Here is a 15,087-nt window from a genome sequence, read left to right as displayed (position 1 = left end):
TTCCATTTGTACGGAATCCTTCTTTTATTTGAGGTGAGCCTGCCTGTGGGCATGCAGCAATAATAGACAATAAGCCAGCAGGGTGAGCAGGGTTATTAAAGGACCACTTTGGGCAAGGAAGCTAAGAATCTCTTCGGCCTTTCCATGGGAGGCTGCAAAGGTCTCCTCAACGTTGGAATTTTGACTTCGGTTTCTAAGACCCACGTAGATGGGGTTAAATAACAGCCAGGTTATTAAGCCGGATAAAAGGGTATGAAGCAGCCTTGCCAGGAAGAAAGGCTTAAAGCGGATGTCTGTTTCAGCGAGGATACTGGCCACCTGTGCCTGGATACTGAAGCCGCCAAAGGCCAACAGGGCGCTTGTAATGACAGCCTGCTGCATAAGTGTGACATTTTCGACCTGACTGGTGAGCTGGCTGCCCAGGGTGATTTCAAAAAGACCTGAGACAAAGGGAATACTTAACGTTTGCGGCAAGTCCAAAAAGACAAAAATACTTGAAAACAGGCTGGCAGCAAAAGCGGTGATATGTAAATGGAATAAAACTTTATTAATGACAGAGAAAATAATGATAAATCCACCGATCATTAAGAGCGTCTGGACAGAGGAATTAACGGCTTCTCCAAGAATTTTCCCAAAAGGGCGCTTATCATCCAAACGCGTACGATGCATGATTTTGAAGGCCTCTAAAATAGAAAAAGGCTTTTTGCTCCCTTCTTCTTCAAGCTGTTTCTTTTCCTCATTGCGGCCATAGAACCGCATCATCAGTCCAACGCCAATATTGCTGGCATAATGAGAGATCGCAAGTAGAATACCGAGCTCGGGATTAAGAAAAAAACCTACCGAAACAGCGCCAAAAATAAACAAGGGGTTAGAAGAGCTCGTGAAGGAAACTAAACGTTCCGCTTCTACCCTTGTCAGCTGACCATCCTGTCTGAGGCGTGCAGTTAGCTTGGCGCCGGAGGGGTTGCCTGAGGCAAGGCCCATAGCCCAGACGAAACCGCCGGCACCTGGTACCTTGAATAAAGGACGCATGAAGGGCTCGAGAAAAACCCCGAGGAATTTGACCACGCCAAAGGCAATCAGCATTTCTGATATGATGAGAAATGGCAATAAGGAAGGAAAGACAATTTCAAGCCAAATATCAAGACCGCGCACGGAAGCTTCAAAGGATTCCTCGGGCATGATAATAAGAGCAGAGGCCATTAAGACAGCGGCACCTGCCAGGGTGATGGATTTAAAAACCGATTTATTCAACATAGATCCCTTCCCTTATCTGGTTTAACCTTACTGAATGAGGTGCTACAATAGATGATGAATATCCGTCTTTTATTGGCGGGAGTTTGTCCTCTATACTTGAAAATATGCTTATGCATCATGCTTTTAGAACTCAGGAAACTTACTTTAGGATGAAGGGAAGTCAGAATATGAGAAATCCTAAAATCGGCCTTGCGCTCGGTTCTGGAGGAGCACGAGGATTTGCGCATATAGGCCTGCTCAAAGAGCTGGACAAAGAGGGTATTCAGGTTGATTATATTGCCGGGAGCAGTATGGGCGCGCTGATGGGCTGCTTCTATGCCAGCGGAAGTGATTTGGAATTATTAGAGAAGGTGTCCCTCCAATTCAAACGGAAATATTTCCTTGATTGGACGGTTCCAAAGATGGGATTCGTGGCGGGAAAGAAAATAGAAGAATACATAAGGCTGTTCACGAAGAATAAAAGGATTGAAGATCTCTCCATTCCACTTGCAGTTATTGCGACTGATATTGAAAAAGGAGAGAAGGTGGTGTTCAGAGAAGGACCTGTTTATGAAGCTGTCCGAGCGAGCATCGCGGTTCCTGGAATCTTTGTGCCAAAACGAATTGGCGGCAGATTACTCGTTGACGGCGGAGTGGTTGATAGGGTCCCTGTATCGGTTGCACAGGAAATGGGGGCTGATATCGTCATTGCTTGTGATGTATCAAGCTCCTATGAAGAAACAGAGATACAATCGATTTATGATGTTATTATGAAAAGCTTGGATATTCTGCAAATGGAAGTGGTGAAGGCAAGGGGAATCAAGGCAGATGTAACACTTGACCCAGCGGTTAAAATGTATAATTCTATGGCATTCACCAATATCTCAGAGATTATTGAAGCTGGTGAGGAAGAGGCGAGGAGAAGAATGCCTGAAATTAGAGATGTGATACAGCAATGGAAGGAGCAAAAATGATTGAATAAGAAACGTCGGTTATTTTCGGGAAAGATTTGGATTATCCTTTTGGCAATGATCGTGTTGGCAGCATTTTATAAACTGCCTTATTATGTATCGGCACCAGGCTCAGCTGAAGTGATCAGCGATTATGTAGAAGTTGAGGATGGAAACAATTCAGATGGGGAATTCATGTTTACGACCGTTCGGATGGGCCGGGCTAATATCTATTCCTATCTATGGGCGAAAGTGGCAGATTATCATAAAATCTATAGGCTTAATGAGGTGCGTTCTGAGGAAGAGACGGATGAGGAATATGCTGTACGGCAATTAAAGATGATGGATGAAAGCCAAATCACGGCTATCCTGAACGCTTATAAGAAAGCCGGTTATGAAGCGAAGATCAGAACAAATGGTATTTACATATTGCATGTCGGAAAAGGGACTCCTGCTGAGGGGAGTCTAAAGGCAGGAGATCGAATTCTCGAGATAGACGGTAAAACGATTGCTTCACAGCAATTCTTTGTTGATTACGTATCAGGGAAAGAAGCCGGTGATGAAGTTAAGGTGAAGGTAGAGCGTGAGGATGAAACGATGGAGAAAACTCTTACTCTTGAGCGATTAAAGGAAACGGGCAAGATTGGAATGGGGATATCGCTCGTTGAGGATAGAAGTGTTGAAGCGGATCCAGAGGTGAAATTCAATACAGAAACAATTGGAGGTCCCTCTGCTGGTCTCATGTTCAGCCTTGAGATCTACAACCAATTAACGGATGAGGATTATACAGACGGCAAAAAAATCGCCGGTACAGGAACCATTTCGGAGGATGGGAAAGTAGGGCCAATCGGAGGCATCGACCAGAAAATAGTTGCAGCAGATGAGGAGGGAGCAGAAATTTTCTTTGCGCCAAATGAAGAGGGGGCGGAGGATTCTGATTATCAAACAGCCCTTAAAACAGCCAAGGACATTGACTCAGATATGGTCATCGTTCCTGTTGATACATTTGATGATGCTATTACCTATCTTGAACAACTGAAATAAACAGAGGCAATGGGTGTGTAGTGCACCTCATTGCCTTTTTGTTTTCTTAAGACAGCATAACAGGCGGCTGATATTCCCTTTTTTGCACCTGCTGCCACAGCTGGGGAGGAAGAATGGAGGCATGAACATTAGCTGCACGCTGTTCAATAGCTAAGACAGGATCGTTGGAAGCAGCTGGGCGGGTGAGGAATAAATGCCCTTTCTCTTTCTTTAGTGACTGCATATATTCTCTGCCTTTTGGGGAAAAGCCGAGAACTCGGATGTAGCTTGGTTTAAGCTCCGTTGGCACTTCCTCCTTTGTGAGATTCATGAGCAGGTAGGTGAGGAGGCGCTGCAGCCTTGTCCATGTATACCTTTTCGTCTTTATCTTATTCATAAATTCAAGGAAGGTTGTTGAAGTCTGGGCTGCACTCACCAATCGGTTTTCAAGCCCCTCCTTCATTTCGTATATTTCCTTGAGGGCAGAGGGCGGGGTTGTTAGGAGCTTCAGCTTTACGAATGGCCAATACTGATCCCATGTGTGCCATATTTTCATTTCTTGCTCATACTCGCAAAGAACTTTAAATGAAGAATCTGGCATGTACTGCGCCACATCCACTAATCTTCCGTTTGCGGTTAATTCTTTTCTTATGGCTGTCGCACTTGCAATGGCATCCTTCGGCAGCGAGGGGTCGTGATAACCGGCTCCTGTTCGTTGAATGGTCGTCGGCTTAATGGATAGATGATTCTTTAATACAGCTGATACGTAATGAAAGCCCAGGATATTATTTGGCTGGTCCAAGGTCAGCATATCGGGGTGACTTTTTTTTAGTTCTCCATATGAGAGGGCCATTGCTTTTGGGTAACTATATCCCTCAGCCATGAATCGTTTTGCATGATCATCAATAAAATGAGCATTTTTCTCTAATAATGTATATGTATTGATAAAAGGCTCAATTGTACCTTGTTCACTGCCGAAGCATACCCATTCGCATTGGAGCTCCTCGAGCAGAAGGACAGCTGCTTCAGAGAAATATTCTGCTTTTTGGACAGCGTGGACGAAAGGCAGCTCGACAATTAGGTCTACCCCCGCCAGCAAGGCCATTTTAGCTCTTGCCCATTTATTAACAATGGCGGGCTCGCCTCTTTGGAGGAAATTACCGCTCATGACACCTATCGCCAGGTCGGCTTTCGTATGTTTGAGGGATTGGGCAAGATGATAAAGATGCCCATTATGAAACGGATTGTATTCAACGACAAGTCCTGCTGCTTTCAAAATAATGTACCTCCTTACAAGTTCTTTGTGTCTTAATAGTATATGACGAGAAACACTGGGTGCAAACGGTCAGACTGATCGGGGAAAATCCCTTGTTTTCAAAACGCTCAGATTCGGGTAAAATAACAAGACAAGCGCTTAAAATATGGATAAGGGTATCACTTATGGCTGTAAAGAAAAAACATTGACAAATGAGTTTACCAAAGCTATAATTACCTTTGTTGCCTTAGAGGTGATAGGATTTGAAATGGACAATTCCACAACTGCAAAAATTCCGCGATAATGGATTTACAATTGATGAAACGGCTGATATGTCGGAGTTAATGAAAATTGACCCGCAAATACGCCGCATTTCACCAATACGAGTATTTGGCAAAGCTGATCTTGGCTCTAACCGAGTAACTTTTCATTTGAAAATATCAGGTACATTAACATTGCCTTGCTCAAGAACTTTGGTTGACGTTCCATTCCCAATCGATGTACAGACAACAGAAACATATTTGTATAACCGATTGGACGGCATGGAGGATGAAGACGGGGAGTTCCATTTAGCAGAAGGTGATGTAGTGGATTTGACGCCGGTCATTCAAGAGATTATCCTTACAGAGATTCCAATGCAGATTTTCTGTGATTCAGATAATCCTGTGAACGGAGCTCCGCAATCAGGTGATGATTGGGAAGTAATCTCTGAAGATCAGCAGGTCAAAAAGGTGGATCCAAGACTTGCAAAGCTAGCCCAGCTTTTTGACAACCATGATCATGACAAAGACAAATGAAAGACTACATACAGTCTTCCATAGAACCATCGTTTTTTAAGGAGGTGTAAAACATGGCTGTACCTTTTAGAAGAACTTCTAAAACTAGAAAGAGATTGCGTCGTACGCATTTCAAACTTCAAGTCCCTGGTATGGTTGAATGCCCAAACTGCGGTGAAATGAAATTGGCTCACCGTATCTGTAAAGCATGTGGAACATACAAAGGAAAAGAAGTTGTAAATAAATAATCAACTCAGGAAAACACAGGGAGACCTGTGTTTTTTTTGTTGTTATGGATAGGGAAAGCATGGATTTGACAAAAGGGGGAGATTGTTCTGAGTGCAGTTGAAATTGAGCGTTTAGATGGATGTTTAGTGGCGGTTTTGAACAGGCCGGAGGTACGCAATGCCGTTAATTTCGAAATGATGGACCAACTGGCTGCTGCCATTCAGCTTGCTTCGGAGGATGAAGGAGTTAAAGCCTTTGTTTTAACCGGAGCGGGCGAGGATGCCTTTTGCTCGGGAGGAGACTTGCGTGAATTTCATCAGCTGCATACCTTCCAGGATGCCCATAGAATGCTCTTCAAGATGTCTAATGTGTTAAGGCAGCTGGCTTTCCTGCCGAAGCCATCCTTTTGTTTCGTGAATGGAGCAGCAGTCGGCGGAGGTCTGGAGCTAGCGACTGCATGTGATTTTCGATTTGTCAAAAAGGGGGCCCGACTTGGGTTTATTCAGGTTCGCCAGGCGATTACCACAGGCTGGGGAGGAGGGAGTCTGCTGCTTGAGAAGCTTGATTCCCAAAGAGCGCTTGATTGGCTCATGAGCGGCCGGATTATTTCGGTCGAGGAAGGGGTTGAATCTCGTTTTATCCTCTCCTCTATGGACACGATGGAAAAGGATGACATGATGAACAAGCTTGAGCCATATATGCAGCATGAAGGAACAGCCGTGATGGCATACAAAGAAATGCTTATCCGCAAATGGAGAGAAACCGGTCTTGCTGAGAGAATGGAGCAGGAGGTGGAGCGGTGTGCCCTTTTATGGGAAAAACCTGCCCACTTAGAGGCGGTCAATCGTTTTATATCCAAATAAGAAATCCTTATTTGGTAGAATCTTTCTTCATTCTATCTATCCTACCAACCGCATAAGCATGAATATATAACCATGCAAGGGATGGGAGGAGAATAGATGTCAGGGTCGAGGCAGGATGGCTGGACAGAAGATGAAGATGCCTATTTGGCAGAAGTGGTGCTAAGACATATCAAGGAAGGGAGCACGCAGCTTAAAGCATTCGAAGAAGTGGGCAAGGGAGTATCAAGAACCGCAGCTGCTTGCGGATTCAGATGGAATTCATTTGTCAGAAAGCAGTTCAAGAGTGAGATTGAAGAAGCTAAGAAAATTCGCAAGGGCATGAAGACGCCGGCTTCGGTGGATGACAGCGTTGGTGTTCCTTTGGCTATGCCAGAAGGGCGGACGGCAGAAGCTGAGGCGGCTGAAGAAAGAAGAGACCTAACGCTTCAGGAGGTTATTGCTTATTTAGCCGAGCTGGCAGGGATGCTGGAACAGTATTCGGTTGAATCCTATAAAGAGCTGCAAAAGGCCCATGAACTGCTGAAAAGGCATGCTGATGTATTAATGGAGGAAAAGAAAAGGCTTGAGGAGCGTTATGCGTTGATTGAATCAGAGTATTACGGACTATTGGAAGTGCTTGAGAAGGCTAGAAGATTCTCTGCGGGGAAATAGTAGAAAAAGAGCACATGCTGATGATGTGCTCTTTTTAGCGGTTTGTTCTTGATTTATCCGTTATTTTTATTTTTCAAGCAGATTGATTCCTTCTGGGCGCCAGATGAGTGGATTCTCTCCAAGGTCTCTCTCTACATCATATGAGACGGATTCAAACCCTTGCTTTTCCCAGAAGGTTCTTGAGTGAACCCTTGGATTTGTCTTGATTGGAAGACCGAAAGATTTGGCGAAATCAACAAGCAAGGTCCCGTACCCCTTGCCCTGGTAATCTGGCAGTACTTCGAGCTTCCAAATTTCATAGTAATCATGCGGGGGATTGAAATATTTATCAAAGCGTGATTCGATTTTGTAAAGGCTCATGCGTGCCACTAGTTTGTCTCCGTAATAGATGCCATAGAAAGGTGACTCACTGTCATCCTCGATAAGGTTTGCCTGCAAGTCTTCAAGCATGGATAATTCCTGCAGTCCGTATTCCTTGAATTTCTTGAATTCCTCTAATGTACGATAATTTACCAGTAATCTCTCAACATTTACACTCATCCCATGTCCTCCCCTTGTTTGTATCTCACCCTTATGCTTCCATTATATATAAAATGAAGGAAAATTCATATTGTTTAGTCAAGGGGGGCATTTCAGCTATGAACGTTGATTGGCTATCTTTCCATGATACAAAGGTTTTGTTACAATTATGACAAAAGGGCTGATGGAGGTATATATGAGGATCGGAATTATTGGCGGAGGTTCCATCGGCTTACTCTTGGCAGGGAGATTGGGCAGGGGACATAAGGTTACCGTGTTCACGCGTACGGAGAGTCAAGCTGATGCAATAAATTGTGCCGGAGGAATTAACATTAAAGGCATTCATCCAGTCTTCACTGAGTGCAAGGCAGAGACCCTTTCTCCATCGAGTACGGTTGGTGATCAAGAGCTTCTGATTGTTACAGTGAAGCAAGGAGCGATTGAGGCGGTTCTGCCTTCCATTCATCATCTGAAATCTCCGATTGTTTTCTTGCAAAATGGGATGAGCCATTTAAAGAAATTAGATAGCTTACATAGTGCCTCTGTCTATGTTGGGATTACGGAGCATGGGGCCCTCCGCAATCATGAGACAGAGACCATTCATACAGGCTTAGGTTCCGTACGAATAGGTTTATATAAAGGAGAAAGAAGGGATGATATCTTTGATGCCATTCATCATGAATTCCCTATCGAGATCGTCTCCGATATTTACCCGAGATTAATAGAAAAGCTTGTTGTTAATGCTTGCATTAATCCGTTGACAGCTGTCCTTGGTGTGAAGAATGGCGAATTAATCACTAATTCATATTTCCGGCGATTGCTGTGTGAGATATGCAAGGAGGTGTGCCGCGGTCTCGGTATTGAGGAAGGGGAGCATCGTGATTATCAGGAAAAGGTCCTCCTTATATGTGAGCGAACAGCTGACAATAAATCATCCATGCTTCGTGATATGGAGCTGCAAAGAAAAACAGAGATCGAGTCCATTCTTGGCTTTTGCCTGGAGGAAGCGGAAAAACGCAAGGAAAAGGTGGGTATGGTCTCTTCTTTATATATGATGGTAAAAGGACTGGAAGAAAGCGGGGGGAAGTGAATGGGAAACTTGGTTGCGGGTCTGATTGCTGTATGTGTGATTGTACCGGCATTCGTTTATATAATTGTATACACCATTGCGAAATCGGCATACGGAAATAACAGAAGAGCAGCAAAGCTTTCGGTTGATGTGACAACATTCTTTCTTATATTGGCCGTGCATTTTGCCGTACAGGCAATGCTTGGAGAATCGTATATTTGGCTGATATTCATAATTCTTGCCTTGACAGCATCCGTTGTCTTGATTGTGCAATACAAAAAGAAGGACGAGGTCGACCTCCCCCGGTTTGTGAAAGGATTTTGGAGGATGACGTTTTTGTTGTTTGCAGCAGCCTACTTCATCCTTTGTCTGGCTGGGATAGCCGGAAGAGTGATAAAAGCGTTTATATAAATTAATCAGCGAAAAATGATGGATGGATTCTTTCAATATGAGTCCATTCTTCTTTATTTTATGAAGCATGTGATTTCATGGTTTTATAGGTAAATGCTATACTGAATGATAATATGAAATTGTGTAAAAGGAGACAACCTTGATGGATTACATAAAAATGAATCTGCCGGCGTTAAATCGCTTTGCCACAGATTATATGAATGGCAAATTGAAGAAGGGAGACTTCTTTCAATACGATTGGCGGATGGAGAGTGACGTTGCCAAGCGAGCAGAATGGCTTGATTCAAAATCGTTTCCGCGCGAGGAAGCAGCCTCCTATATAGAATCGTATATGGAGAGATTTGGAATATCAGAACGTTCCAAGATGAATATTGATGCTTTGCGTAAAGATGCCCTGGTTGTCATTGGGGGGCAGCAGGCAGGTCTTTTGACTGGACCGCTCTATTCCATCCATAAGGTCATCTCAATTATTAAATTAGCGAAGGAGCAAAGCGCTAAATTAAAGAAAACGGTTATTCCTGTGTTCTGGATTGCTGGTGAAGACCATGATTACAACGAGGTCAATCATGTATACGTAGATACAGAAAGCACCATGCAGAAGCTGACATATCCAGGCCCGCCAACTGGGAAAAGGATGGTATCCGATATTAAGCTTGAAAAAGAAACAGCAATGGAATGGGCAGAGGCTGTATTTGCTGAGCTTGGTGAAACAGACCGGACTTACATGCTAATGGATTGGGTGGAGGATGTCATCAGCCGCTCAGAAACCTTCACTGATTTCTTTGCCTTCTTAATCAATGATTTGTTTCATGATACGGGTCTTCTGCTGGTTGATTCCGGTGATCCAAGGTTTAGAAGGCTTGCGGCTCCTTATTACCATCAGATTGCCTTTGAAGGAAGCGGGATAAGCAGTGAAGTGCTCAAGCAGCAAGCAAGCCTTAGAGAGTCTGGCTATAAACCAATCATTGAGATTGATGATGCATGCTGCAACCTTTTCTATTATGAGCCGTCTACACAAAATCGAATCTTGCTGGAGAGAAAGCCTGGAACAGATGAGTTTGTCGGAAAAGGGGCCAATATTGCCTTTACGGAAGCGGAATTAGACCGCCTTCTCTCCAAAACGCCAGAGAACTTCAGTACAAATGTTGTGACAAGACCATTGCTGCAGGAGAAAATATTCCCTGTGTTAGGCTTTATCGGCGGTCCAGGTGAGATTGCCTACTGGAGTGAAATTATGCCGGTCTTTCAAATGCTCGGTGAACAGATGCCGCCGATCTGGCCTCGTTTATCCTTCACGCTCCTTGAAGGTGCGATTGATCGATTGCTGAAGGAATTGAACTTATCCCTAGAGAATGTGCTCGTCAATGGCTGTTCTGGTGAAAAGGAGGCGTATCTGGAGGAGCTTCGCAAAAATGTACCAAATACATATGCTGCGATAATAAAAACGTTGGAAAGTGATCATTTAAAATGGCAGGAGGAAACCGCTCCACTTGATGCCGGCTTAGAACCTCTATTCGAAAAAAACCGTCAGATTCTCGTGAACCAACTGCTGTTTATGCAGAAAAAGGTAGAAGAACATCTGGCTAGGAAGAATGCTGATACAATAGGTAAATATAACCGTGTCGAAAACAGCTTGCATCCACAAGGGGGCTTGCAGGAACGGATTTGGAATCCGTTTTATTTCCTTAACCATTACGGTTCTTCATGGATTGAGGCACTTCTTCAGGAAGATTTGGCCTTTGATGGTTCCCATTATGTCATTTATTTATAGATAGGACTTAGGACCTTCTTTTTCAAGAAGGTCTTTTTTTGTGGCTTCAATTGAAGTGGCAGAGAAAATGTGAACTCTAGGTTTACTTTGCACACTTAGATGGTAAATTGTGTGTGTATTAGCAATGAATAACTAGTTTAAATTGAATATTTAGATACTTTACCCGGATACCAAAGTTTTTTTGGTGAAATGGTGGTGAAAAGTGGGGGGATGTGGTACATTAAGGTGGAGAAGTGGGGTGAAGGACATGTTTTTGGGTGAATACCATCATTCTATTGATAATAAGGGACGCATCATTATCCCCTCTAAATTCCGTGAGACTTTAGGGGAGACGTTTGTGCTTACACGCGGCCTTGATCAATGTTTGTTCGGGTATCCCATGAATGAATGGTCCGAGCTTGAAGAGAAGCTGAAAGGTCTCCCGCTTACGAAGAAGGATGCGAGGGCATTCACCCGTTTCTTCTTTTCCGGTGCAACGGAATGTGAGCTTGATAAGCAAGGGCGAGTGAATATCCCAAGTTCGCTTTTAAACTATGGAAAATTGGAAAAAGAATGCGTTGTTTTAGGTGTATCAAACCGTATAGAAATTTGGAGCAAGTCCATTTGGGAAGAGTATTTCGCTGAGTCAGAGGATTCTTTCTCAGAGATTGCTGAAAACATGATTGGTTTTGATATTTAATGCGCATACTTCCTTTCAGGAAGGTGAAGAAAGAAATGTTTAATCATACTACTGTACTGTTACATGAAGCTGTCGATGGACTAAATATAAAGCCTGACGGAATCTATGTGGATTGCACGCTTGGCGGGGCAGGGCATAGTGAACTGATAGCGAAAGCTTTATCTGAAAAGGGCAGGTTAATTGCTTTTGATCAAGATATTACAGCACTCGAAAATGCCAAGCAGAAGCTTGGAGCCTATATGGATCGGGTTACCTTGGTGAACAGCAATTTTGTCCACTTCGATGAAAGACTGAAAGAGCTGGGCATTGAGAAGATTGATGGAATCCTCTATGACCTTGGTGTTTCATCTCCACAGTTTGATACGCCAGAAAGAGGATTTAGTTATAATTATGACGCTCCTCTTGATATGAGGATGGACCAATCAGCTCCGCTAAGTGCCTATCACGTTGTCAATGAGTGGTCTTATGAAGAATTAGTCAAGGTGTTCTTTAAATATGGAGAAGAGAAGTTCTCCAAGCAAATTGCGAGGAAGATTGAGCAGGCGAGAGAAAACAAGCCGATTGAAACAACATTTGAGCTAGTGGAACTCATTAAAGAAGGAATTCCGGCTCCAGCCCGCCGAAAAGGCGGACATCCTGCCAAACGTATATTCCAGGCAATCCGCATAGCGGTCAATGATGAACTAAGAGTATTTGAGGTTTCTTTAGAAAAGGCCCTTCCTATGCTGAATAAAGGCGGAAGAATTTCTGTAATTACCTTCCATTCACTCGAAGACCGGATTTGTAAGAGCTTCTTTAAGGAAAAGTCTGAATTGCCGCCAATGCCGCACGGCTTGCCGGTTATCCCGAAAGAATTTGAGCCAGAGCTTAAATTAATTACGAGAAAGCCGATTATACCGAGTGAGGAAGAATTGGCCGTTAATAACCGTGCCAGGTCTGCCAAGCTCAGAGTAGCTGAAAAGATTAAATAGAACAGATTTTATTAGGAGGGGATAAACATGAGCAGTTTAGCGAGAAAACTTCAACAGGAACAAAATAAACGCACCGAAGTCAAGACGAAGAAAGTGATCATACCTAATGGAATTACATTAGGAGAGAAGGTTCTGTACATAAGCTTTGCTTTGTTTATCGCTTTCTTTGCTGTCAAAATCATCTCAACACAGGCTGATATTTATGCCGTTAACCGCGACATCGTGTCTGTTGAATCGAAAATAGAGAATCAAACGAAAGAGAATAAAGATTTAACCGACCAAGTCAGTGAATTGAAAACGTATGATCGAATTTGGGAAAAGGCCAAAAAGCTTGGGCTTACTCTGAAAGATCAAAATGTTAAGGTCGTGGAAGATTGATGAACAATAAAAAGAGCCGGAACAAAGGGGCAGCCTTCTTATTCATGATATTTGGGCTGTTTTTTTGTGTAGTATTTGTACGATTCCTGATCATCCAATATACCGGGGTTGCCGGCGGGGAGGAATTGGCTGCAAAGGCGCAGGATAAGTATCAGGTTAGCAGAACCCTGACTGCACAGCGGGGGTCGATTGTAGATACAAACGGAGAGGTACTCGCACGTGATACCTCTTCATATAAATTAATCGCCATCCTGGATGATTCCATGACAGAGGATGAGGATAATCCTCAGCATGTGGTTGATAAAGAGGAAACGGCGAGAGTCCTTGCGGAACATATTGATATGGATGAAAGTGAGATTCTTGCTAAACTTCAAAAGAAGAATGTTTACCAAACAGAATTTGGCTCTGCAGGCCGCGACCTGTCCCATCAGACAAAGCTGGCTATAGAAGAACTGGAGCTTCCGGGAATCACCTTTATTAAAGATTCGAAAAGATTTTACCCAAATGGGATCTTTGCCTCTCATGTAATCGGATTTGTGGAAGAAAATGAGGATACAGGCAAGGTGACTGGAGCGCTTGGTGTCGAAAAGATGCTTGATAAATACTTGCAGGAAGAGGATGGATCTATTACCTTCCAAGGGGATTTATGGCGTAATATTCTGCCGAATAAGCAAACGGAGGTTGTGGAGCCATCAGATGGGGCTACTATTCAATTGACGTTGGACAGCAAGATTCAAATTTTCCTAGAGGACGCGATGTCTCAGGTCAATGAGGAATACAGCCCTGCGAAGATGATTGGAATCGTGGCAGATCCGGACACAGGAAAGATACTTGCCATGTCCCAGCGTCCAACCTATGATTTAAATACAAGGCAAGGTCTTGAAAACACATGGCAGAACCTTGCGGTAGAAGAATCCTATGAGCCTGGTTCAACAATGAAGGTATTCACGCTTGCAACCGCGATTGAAGAAGGGGTCTGGAATGCAAATGAAACCTATCAATCAGGCACCTATAAAATTGACAAATCGACGACAATTGGCGACCACAATGGAAAAAGAGGCTGGGGTGCCATTACGTATTTAGAAGGTGTGCAGCGCTCCTCTAATGTAGCCTTTGCAAAACTGGCCGTCGAGAAAATTGGGTCAGATACCTTACTTGAATATTTGGAGGAATTCGGGTTTGGCAAGAAAACCGGAATTGATCTTCCGGCTGAAACAACAGGGGCGTTCGCCTATAAATGGGAGTCAGAGAAAGTGACGACTGCCTATGGACAAGGTACAACCGTTACCCCTATTCAGTTGATTCAGGCAGCGACAGCCATTGCTAATGACGGTAAAATGATGAAGCCGTATGTCGTAGAGAAAATCACGAATGCAGCGACAGGGAAAACCATTAAGGAAACGAAGCCGACTGTGGTGGCCAAGCCTGTATCAAGCGAAACAGCCGGTGAGGTAAGAAACATTTTAGAGACGGTTGTCACCTCAGAAAAAGGAACAGGTAAACCCTATAAGATTGATGGATATGATGTTATCGGCAAAACAGGTACAGCCTCTATTTATTCAAGTGAAAAAGGCAGTTATTTGACAGGTCAGAATAACTATATATTCTCATTCCTGGGAATGGCACCTAAGGATGACCCGGAAGTGATTGTCTATATTGCTGTACAGCAGCCGCAGCTGAAGCCGAATGAATCAGGCTCGGCGCCTGTTTCAAAGGTATTCAATAGTGTCATGGAAAATACATTGAAGTATTTAAATATCGAATCAGAGGAAACGGATACGAAAACATCCGTTGAGATACCTGATGTAACAGGAACAAATAAAGAGCTTGCCAAGACACAGGTAGAAAAAGCAGGTTTGACCCCGGTAGTCATTGGCAGCGGGACGAGAATTAAGGAGCAGTCGCCGAGCGGTACATCGGTTATAGAAGGAGAGAAAGTTCTCCTGTTGACTGATGGTGAGCTGACCATGCCGGACTTTACGGGCTGGTCAGTAAGGGATGTCATGAAAGCAGCCTCTCTAATGGGGGTTGATTTAAATACATCCGGATCGGGATATGCTTCAAGCCAAAAGCCGAAAGCAGGCACGGCTCTGAAATCAAACCAATCAATCGTTGTGCAATTTGAAGATCCGGAAACCATTTTTGAGAAATCAAAAGCAAAAGCGGATGATGAAGAAGTAGAAGAGGAAGGCGGATGATGAGTCCGCCGCTAAATCTGAAATAGAAGCAATCCGTAAGAGTAATAGGTTAATTAGGAATCCAGCTGATGCAAAGGAGCAACAGCTGGATTCTTTTTTTTGCTTTAGA

Annotated in this window: 16 protein-coding genes; 13 read left to right on the top strand and 3 right to left on the bottom strand. The window is 43.7% G+C overall.

The window, feature by feature from the left end; genetic code table 11:
- Positions 1–24: 24 nt before the first annotated feature.
- On the bottom strand, positions 25–1,254 hold the full coding sequence (gene ylbJ / locus AC622_RS13435) for a sporulation integral membrane protein YlbJ (protein ID WP_049672965.1): 1,230 nt from the start codon (positions 1,252–1,254) through the stop codon (positions 25–27).
- A 170-nt stretch (positions 1,255–1,424) separates the two neighbouring features.
- Here ylbJ and AC622_RS13430 point away from each other — a divergent pair, with 170 nt between their 5' ends.
- Complete coding sequence (locus tag AC622_RS13430; protein ID WP_049672964.1) at positions 1,425–2,210, top strand: patatin-like phospholipase family protein; 786 nt, start codon at positions 1,425–1,427, stop codon at positions 2,208–2,210.
- The gene (locus AC622_RS13425; protein ID WP_269431789.1) at positions 2,211–3,230 is read left to right on the top strand and encodes a SepM family pheromone-processing serine protease; all 1,020 of its coding nucleotides are present in this window, start codon (positions 2,211–2,213) and stop codon (positions 3,228–3,230) included.
- A 46-nt stretch (positions 3,231–3,276) separates the two neighbouring features.
- Here AC622_RS13425 and AC622_RS13420 read toward each other — a convergent pair whose 3' ends face one another.
- Positions 3,277–4,485 (bottom strand): nucleotidyltransferase, encoded by a 1,209-nt coding sequence (locus tag AC622_RS13420; protein ID WP_049671525.1) that lies wholly within the window; start codon positions 4,483–4,485, stop codon positions 3,277–3,279.
- A 242-nt stretch (positions 4,486–4,727) separates the two neighbouring features.
- On the opposite strand from AC622_RS13420, the gene AC622_RS13415 reads away from it, so the two are divergent.
- The 4 genes from AC622_RS13415 (at position 4,728) to AC622_RS21570 (ending at position 6,982) form a co-directional block, all read left to right on the top strand.
- Positions 4,728–5,261 carry a YceD family protein gene (locus tag AC622_RS13415; protein WP_049671524.1) on the top strand — a complete coding sequence of 178 codons (534 nt, stop codon included), beginning with the start codon at positions 4,728–4,730 and terminating at the stop codon, positions 5,259–5,261.
- 53 nt (positions 5,262–5,314) lie between these two features.
- Positions 5,315–5,488, top strand: a complete 174-nt coding sequence (rpmF, locus tag AC622_RS13410; RefSeq protein ID WP_049671523.1) for a 50S ribosomal protein L32 — start codon at positions 5,315–5,317, stop codon at positions 5,486–5,488.
- 126 nt (positions 5,489–5,614) lie between these two features.
- The gene (locus tag AC622_RS13405) at positions 5,615–6,331 is read left to right on the top strand and encodes an enoyl-CoA hydratase/isomerase family protein (RefSeq protein ID WP_231589530.1); all 717 of its coding nucleotides are present in this window, start codon (positions 5,615–5,617) and stop codon (positions 6,329–6,331) included.
- 96 nt (positions 6,332–6,427) lie between these two features.
- Positions 6,428–6,982: an RsfA family transcriptional regulator gene (locus AC622_RS21570; protein ID WP_049672962.1), complete on the top strand. Its 555-nt coding sequence runs from the start codon at positions 6,428–6,430 to the stop codon at positions 6,980–6,982.
- A 66-nt stretch (positions 6,983–7,048) separates the two neighbouring features.
- Here AC622_RS21570 and AC622_RS13395 read toward each other — a convergent pair whose 3' ends face one another.
- Entirely contained in the window at positions 7,049–7,522 is a 474-nt protein-coding gene (locus AC622_RS13395) for an N-acetyltransferase (RefSeq protein WP_049671521.1), read from the bottom strand.
- A 175-nt stretch (positions 7,523–7,697) separates the two neighbouring features.
- Here AC622_RS13395 and AC622_RS13390 point away from each other — a divergent pair, with 175 nt between their 5' ends.
- The 7 genes from AC622_RS13390 (at position 7,698) to AC622_RS13360 (ending at position 14,978) form a co-directional block, all read left to right on the top strand.
- Positions 7,698–8,591 carry a 2-dehydropantoate 2-reductase gene (locus AC622_RS13390; RefSeq protein ID WP_049671520.1) on the top strand — a complete coding sequence of 298 codons (894 nt, stop codon included), beginning with the start codon at positions 7,698–7,700 and terminating at the stop codon, positions 8,589–8,591.
- Positions 8,592–8,981 (top strand): DUF3397 domain-containing protein, encoded by a 390-nt coding sequence (locus AC622_RS13385; RefSeq protein WP_049671519.1) that lies wholly within the window; start codon positions 8,592–8,594, stop codon positions 8,979–8,981.
- 142 nt (positions 8,982–9,123) lie between these two features.
- Complete coding sequence (bshC, locus tag AC622_RS13380) at positions 9,124–10,752, top strand: bacillithiol biosynthesis cysteine-adding enzyme BshC (RefSeq protein ID WP_049671518.1); 1,629 nt, start codon at positions 9,124–9,126, stop codon at positions 10,750–10,752.
- A gap of 247 nt (positions 10,753–10,999) precedes the next feature.
- The gene (gene mraZ, locus AC622_RS13375) at positions 11,000–11,431 is read left to right on the top strand and encodes a division/cell wall cluster transcriptional repressor MraZ (RefSeq protein WP_049672961.1); all 432 of its coding nucleotides are present in this window, start codon (positions 11,000–11,002) and stop codon (positions 11,429–11,431) included.
- 35 nt (positions 11,432–11,466) lie between these two features.
- Positions 11,467–12,402, top strand: a complete 936-nt coding sequence (rsmH, locus tag AC622_RS13370) for a 16S rRNA (cytosine(1402)-N(4))-methyltransferase RsmH (protein WP_049671517.1) — start codon at positions 11,467–11,469, stop codon at positions 12,400–12,402.
- Between the two features lie 27 nt (positions 12,403–12,429).
- The gene (ftsL, locus tag AC622_RS13365) at positions 12,430–12,780 is read left to right on the top strand and encodes a cell division protein FtsL (RefSeq protein WP_049671516.1); all 351 of its coding nucleotides are present in this window, start codon (positions 12,430–12,432) and stop codon (positions 12,778–12,780) included.
- The gene (locus AC622_RS13360) at positions 12,780–14,978 is read left to right on the top strand and encodes a penicillin-binding protein (RefSeq protein WP_049671515.1); all 2,199 of its coding nucleotides are present in this window, start codon (positions 12,780–12,782) and stop codon (positions 14,976–14,978) included. The genes ftsL and AC622_RS13360 overlap by 1 nt, the downstream gene beginning before the upstream one ends.
- Positions 14,979–15,087: the final 109 nt, after the last annotated feature.

Source organism: Bacillus sp. FJAT-27916 (assembly GCF_001183965.1).
In the GTDB taxonomy this organism is placed as follows: Bacteria; Bacillota; Bacilli; order Bacillales; family Pradoshiaceae; genus Pradoshia.
Note: the sequence above shows the minus strand (reverse complement) of the source record. Positions and strands in the feature narration are given on the sequence as shown.